Genomic DNA, 674 nt, shown 5'->3' on the forward strand with positions numbered 1-674 from the left:
TCCTACACGCCCTTCACCCGCCCCCTCGACCTCCTCGGACTGGCCTGACCTGCACCGCAGCATGATCAACCAGACTTTGAATCAGCCCTGCCTACCGGGGGCTCCGTTGCCGCGTCCGGCACTCGGCTGAGTCATCATCAGATACGGCAGCTGTAGATAGCTGCTGGTGTGCTGTCTGGTCATGGTGTGGTGTCGGCGTAGGTGTGCCAACGGCGGTGGCAGAGGCGGGCGCGGTGTTGATGGCGGCGGCGCCAGGTGGACCACCACAGCAGGTGGTCGCGGTCTCGTTGGGGTGGTGGAAGGACCAGGGCTCGTAGCAGGCGGAGGAGTTCGTGGCTGCTGAGGGGGACGAGGTCGGCCTCGGAGGGGTCGTTCCGGCTGGTCTGGGCGGTGCGTTCGAGGGCCGCGGCGGTGGCCAGGTAGGCGTAGGCGACCAGGGCGGTCACGCGCGAGCGGTGCCAGGAGTTCCAGCAGGTGACCTGGCCTTTGTCGAGGTGGCAGACTTCTTTGGCGTCCTGCAAGTCGTCCTCGACCCGCCATCTGCGGCACACCAGTGATACCAGTCGCGCCAGTGTCACAGGTCCGGGGGCGAAGCAGCGGTAGTAGGACACGGTGCGGGTGTAGCGGTGCCGGCGGACCAGCAGCACGGACGTCCCCGCGTCGCGGTCGTGCCC

General features: G+C 67.8%; 1 pseudogene. It reads right to left on the reverse strand.

The window, feature by feature from the left end:
- Window positions 1–179 precede the first annotated feature (179 nt).
- A pseudogene (locus G3I71_RS45350) lies at window positions 180–674 on the reverse strand (IS701 family transposase); the annotation flags it as partial.

The organism is Streptomyces sp. SID12501 (assembly GCF_010550245.1).
Classification (GTDB): domain Bacteria; phylum Actinomycetota; class Actinomycetes; order Streptomycetales; family Streptomycetaceae; genus Streptomyces.